The sequence below is a fragment of the Candidatus Edwardsbacteria bacterium genome (genome assembly GCA_018821925.1).
In the GTDB taxonomy this organism is placed as follows: domain Bacteria; phylum Edwardsbacteria; class AC1; order AC1; family EtOH8; genus UBA2226.
In genome coordinates, this window is record JAHJLF010000032.1 from 1 (window position 1) to 4,699 (window position 4,699).

4 protein-coding genes are annotated in these 4,699 nt (G+C 58.6%); all 4 read left to right on the forward strand.

Going from position 1 to position 4,699, the window contains the following annotated elements:
• Nucleotides 1-44: 44 nt before the first annotated feature.
• Genes efp through KJ869_03145 form a run of 4 tightly spaced genes read left to right on the forward strand, consistent with a single transcriptional unit; the run spans nt 45 to nt 4,692 of the window.
• On the forward strand, nt 45-602 hold the full coding sequence (gene efp / locus KJ869_03130) for an elongation factor P (protein MBU1576184.1): 558 nt from the start codon (nt 45-47) through the stop codon (nt 600-602).
• 6 nt (nt 603-608) lie between these two features.
• Nucleotides 609-1,727 carry a type IV pilus twitching motility protein PilT gene (locus KJ869_03135; GenBank protein ID MBU1576185.1) on the forward strand — a complete coding sequence of 373 codons (1,119 nt, stop codon included), beginning with the start codon at nt 609-611 and terminating at the stop codon, nt 1,725-1,727.
• Nucleotides 1,728-1,733: 6 nt separating this feature from the next.
• Entirely contained in the window at nt 1,734-2,453 is a 720-nt protein-coding gene (locus tag KJ869_03140; GenBank protein ID MBU1576186.1) for a 2-phosphosulfolactate phosphatase, read from the forward strand.
• Between the two features lie 13 nt (nt 2,454-2,466).
• Nucleotides 2,467-4,692, forward strand: a complete 2,226-nt coding sequence (locus KJ869_03145; GenBank protein ID MBU1576187.1) for a DNA translocase FtsK — start codon at nt 2,467-2,469, stop codon at nt 4,690-4,692.
• Nucleotides 4,693-4,699 lie beyond the last annotated feature (7 nt).

Below are 4,699 nucleotides of genomic sequence, written 5' to 3' on the forward strand. Positions count from 1 at the left end.
TTACATCGTCAAATAATATAACCCAGCTGTTAAGGAGGTAAGTTTTGGCATCCACCGCAGATTTCAGGACCGGCATGGCGCTGAATATAGACGGGGTATTGTTCTACCTGGTGGAGTTCCAGCACGTCAAGCCCGGAAAGGGCGGGGCTTTTGTCCGGACCAAGTTGAAGAACGTCAGGACCGGCGCGGTGATCGACCGTACCTACCGCTCCGGGGAATCGATAACCGAGGTCAGGCTGGAACGCCGCAAGATGCAGTATCTTTACAACGACGGCTCTACCTATAACTTGATGGACACCCAGTCCTACGAGCAGATGGAACTGCCCGAGGAGATGGTCCATGACATCAAGCTTTACTTCAAGGAGAACATGGAGGTCCAGGTGCTGATGAACAAGGAGGATGTTATCGGGGTTGAAGTGCCCATGTCGGTGGAATTGAAGGTGGTGCAGACCGATCCCGGTTTCAAGGGCGATACCGCCTCGTCGGTGACCAAGCCGGCCACTCTGGAGTCGGGGCTGGTGGCACAGGTCCCGCTATTCATCAACGAGGGAAACGTGCTTAAAATAGACACCCGTACCGGAAAATATTTGGAAAGAGTGTGATAGAAGATGGATCTTAAAAGAACCCTGGAACGGATGGTCAAGGAGAACGCCTCGGATCTCCATCTAAAGGCCGGGCTGCCTCCGGTGCTGAGGGTCGACGGTTTTCTGCGCCAGCTGGAGGAGCCTCCGCTGTCGCCGGAGGAACTGCGCCAGGTGGCCCTGCAGCTGATGCCCAAGGACCAGCAGCAGACGTTCGCCGATGAGAAGGAGCTGGACTTCTCCATGGGGGTGGCCGGGCTGGGCCGTTTCCGGGTTAACGTTTACATGCAGCGGGGCTCGGTGGCCCTGGCCATGAGGGCCATTCCCTTCAATATCAAGAAGGTGGACGAGCTGATGCTGCCGCCGATAACCAAGGAGCTGGCCCTCAGCAACCGGGGGCTGCTGCTGGTGACTGGCACCACCGGATCGGGCAAGTCCACCACCCTGGCCTCGATGTTGGAGTTCATCAACGAGACCGAGAACCGAAATATCATCACGGTGGAGGATCCCATCGAATTCATCTTCCGCGACAAGAAATCCCTGATCAGCCAGCGGGAGATAGGCACCGACACCAAGACATTCGCTGCCGCTTTAAAGCACGTGCTGCGGCAGGACCCGGATGTGATCCTGATAGGGGAGATCCGGGACAAGACCACCCTGTCCACCGCGTTGCAGGCGGCCGACACCGGGCACATGGTGTTCAGCACCCTGCACACTCTGAACGCTCCGGAGACCATCAACCGCATCATCTCCTTCTTCCCGCCGCACCAGCACGAACATATCAGGGTGTTGTTATCGGCCACCCTGGTGGGGGTCATCTCGCTTCGGCTGCTGCCCCGGGCCGACGGCAAGGGGCGGATCCCGGCGGTGGAGGTGATGATCAACAACCAGACCATCAGGGATTACCTGCTGGACCCGGTAAAGACCCTGGATATTCCCCAGCTGATCCAGGAGGGCAGCTCCCAGTACGGCATGCAGTCATTCGACCAGTCGATCATGAAGCATTACCGGGACGGCCTGATCACCTATGAAACCGCCATCCAGAGCGTCACCAATCCCGACGAATTCAAGCTCCGCTTAAGGGGCATCGAGTCCACCGATTCCCGGGGCTGGGATACTTTCGATCCTTCAACCACCAAGAAATAAAAAGCAGTGCAGATAGACGTAATTTTAACCCCCTCCGAGCTGAACGATATCAACCTGTCGGGCCGCTCGGCCACGGTGATAGATGTGCTCCGGGCCACCACCACCATGGTGGCCGCCCTGGATGCCGGGTGCCGCGACATCATTCCCTGTCCCAGCGTGGAGGAGGCCACCCGCCTGGCCGAGACCCTGGGCCGGGAGAACGTGATCCTGTGCGGGGAGCGCGAGGGCAACAAGATCAACGGCTTCGACCTGGGAAACTCCCCGCTGGAGTTCACCGAGCCGGTGGTCAAAAATAAGACCCTGCTGATGTCCACCACCAACGGTACCACGGTCATCTCCCGGGCCAAGCCGGCGGCGGCGCTTTCCATTGCCGGGTTTTTGAACGCCGGGGCGGTGGCCGGATTTCTGATCTCCGGCGGCGGCGACATTCTGCTGATCTGCTCCGGCAAGCTGGGGCGATTCTCTCTGGAGGATATGCTCTGCGCCGGACTGCTGGCCGGGCTGGTCTGGGAAGGCAATCCGGAGGCCACCCTTACCGATGGCGCCAGGATGGCCATCTCCCTTTATAAAAAGGAGGGGAAATCCCTGCTGAAGGCCTTCAAGCAGAGCCAGCACGGCGAGTATCTGGTCTCCTTGGGCTACCTGGAGGATCTGAAATATGCCTCCCAGCTGGATATATCCAAAACCGTACCGGTCTTCAAGGACGGCCGGATAATGAAATCATAGCGCAAAGCACTTGATGAAAGCGGATAGCAAGACAAAAAAAGAGGCTAAAATAAGCCGTAGCCGGGAGATATTCGGGCTGTCGGTGATGATCCTGGGCCTGTTCCTGCTGGTGGGCCTGGTTTCTTTTTCCGGAAGCGACAGCCACCAATGGCAACAGGAATGGGCCAGGGCCAACTGGGGCGGGCCGCTGGGCGATATGCTGTCCTACGGCGTAGTGCATCTGCTGGGCTATGCCGGCTTCATGCTGACGGTGCTGTTGCTGATCTGGGGCTGGATCTGGCTGAGGCATAAGGTCCTGGGACGCTCCATGATCAACAGCCTGCTGTTGCTGATTTTCACCCTGCTGTGCCTGGCCACTTTGGGCCTGTTGCAGGTTCCGTACTATACCGGCTCCTTGGCCGGCGGCGGTTTGTTTGGCACTTTTTTATCAGATCTGGCCCGCAATATCTTCGGCCCGGTGGGCTGCTGGCTGATAATCTCCGGTCTTTTTTTGATCCTGTTGCTGGTGGGGACCGAGGTCAATTTTCAGCACTGGCTCAACATCGCGGTCAAGCCGGTCAAGGACGGGCTTAAAAAGGCCAAGGATGCCCCCAAGGGATTAACCTTTAAAAAGAAGCCGGCGCCAAAGGTGGAGGAGCCGGATGATTCGGAAACAGAGGATGAAGAGCCGGCCAAGACGATAAAGCAGGCCCACTCCAAGGAACAATCCAAGTTCAAGGCCGAGCCCAAACTCCGGCTTACCAAGCTGGGCAAAGATTACCAGAGCCGCCTGTTGGCGTTGCTGGAGGACGACCGGGACAGGGCCGAGATCGAGGAGGAGGACAAGACCGAGATCCTGCTGGAGAAGCTCAAAGAATTCGGCATCGAGGGCGAGATCACCGACCGCTATACCGGCCCGGTGGTTACCCGCTACGAGTTCAAGCCGGCCCCCGGGGTCAAGGTCAACCAGATATCCAACCTGTCCGACGACCTGGCATTGGCCATGCAGGCCCACCGCATTCGCATTTTGGCCCCCATCCCCGGCAAGGGTGTGGTGGGCATCGAGATCCCCAATACGCACCGCAAGATAGTGATGCTGAAGGATCTCTTGTTGTCCGGCAATTTCAAGACCCAGGATGGCCCGCTGACCATGGCCCTGGGCAAGACCATCACCGGCGAGTCCTTTTCGACCGACCTGTCGGAGATGCCGCACATACTGATCACCGGCTCCACCGGGTCGGGGAAGAGCGTCTGCCTGAACACCATCATCACCAGCCTGCTTTATCTGTGCACCCCGGAGGACCTGCATTTCATCATGATCGATCCCAAGCGGATCGAGCTGTCCATCTACCGCGGGATACCGCATCTGCAATTCCAGTACAAGGTGGAGAATACCGGAGACAAGCCGATATCCCGGACCATCGAGGGGGTGGTGACCGACTCTCAGGAGGTGGTGCAGGTGTTCCGCCTGGCGGTAAGCGAGATGGATGCCCGTTACCGGGTGCTGGCCAAGGAGGGATGCCGGAATATCAGCGACTATAACCGCAAGTCCGACAAAAAGATGTCGTACTTAATTATAGTGATAGATGAGCTGGCCGATCTGATGCTTTCCCGCGAAGCCTCGGAGATAGAGAGCCGCATAGCCAAGCTGGCCCAGATGTCGCGGGCGGTTGGCATCCACCTGATCCTGGCCACCCAGCGCCCGTCGGTGGACGTCATCACCGGGGTCATCAAGGCCAACTTCCCGGCCCGGATCGCCTTTCAGGTGGCCTCCAAGACTGATTCCCGCACCGTGCTGGATGCCAACGGGGCCGAGACCCTGCTGGGGCGGGGCGATATGCTGTATATGCCGCCGGGCAAGGCCGAACCGCAGAGGCTGCACGGTCCGTTCATTTCCACAGCCGAGACCGAAAAGGTGGTCAGTTTCATCAAAGAGTGGTACGGAGTCAATAACGAGGGGCAGGACCAGTCGGCTCCGGAGAGCCAGGCCGAGAACAACAACGCAGAATACAGCATGGAGGTGGCCCTGCCACCGGAGGGAGCCGGCGGGGAGGATGGACAGGACGAACTTTTCGAGGAGGCCAAGGCCCTGGTGGTCAGGCACCAGCAGGGTTCGGTATCGTTGCTTCAGCGCCGGCTTAAGGTGGGCTATTCCCGGGCGGCCAGGTTGATAGATCAATTGGAGGCCGCCGGCGTGGTGGGCCCCTTCGATGGAAGCAAGGCCCGCGAAGTATTAATCAAAACCCAGGAGGCTGACTGATGAAAAA